Origin of the sequence: Gilvimarinus gilvus, from assembly GCF_030518155.1 — a bacterium.
Taxonomy (GTDB): Bacteria; Pseudomonadota; Gammaproteobacteria; order Pseudomonadales; family Cellvibrionaceae; genus Gilvimarinus; species Gilvimarinus gilvus.
In genome coordinates this window covers 1-433 of record NZ_JAULRU010000098.1, presented here as the reverse complement: position 1 = coordinate 433, position 433 = coordinate 1, and the positions used below count along the sequence as shown (strand labels likewise).

Here is a 433-nt window from a genome sequence, read left to right as displayed (position 1 = left end):
CGGGCCCAGGTACAGCTTGATCGCCAATTCCAGGTGTTGGACCCCGTCTGCATCACGCAGCAGTACATCCAGCTCGCCCAAGGTCAGGCCGCCCTCGCGAATGGCCAGGTTGGCGGCCAGCAGTTCAATGCCCGGTGCGTGGCGCAGGGCGAATTGCCACAGGCGTTCGTAGTAAAGCCCCAGGCGCCGGCTGCCCAGTTTCGCCAGCCAGTCGCGCAGCGGATGGTCATCCTTATCCAGCGCCCGCAGCCACTGCTCCAGGCGGTGCGGCTGCTGTGCCCACAGGCTGCCCGCCAGCGGGTGGCGCTGAGGGCAGGGCGCGCCAGCGAGCAAGGGCGGCGACAGCACTGCCCAGGCCAGGTCGCGTACGGCCGGGCGCTGCAGTTGCCGGGGCAGATCTTGGAGTTGGCTGAAGGGTGTCATCCTGCGAGCA

General features: G+C 68.4%; 1 protein-coding gene. It reads right to left on the bottom strand.

Annotated elements, in window-relative coordinates; all coding sequences use genetic code 11:
* Positions 1–423: DUF1853 family protein (locus QWI17_RS00490; protein WP_302720538.1), on the bottom strand; the 423-nt coding region annotated here is incomplete at its 3' end.
* Between the last annotated feature and the right edge of the window lie 10 nt (positions 424–433).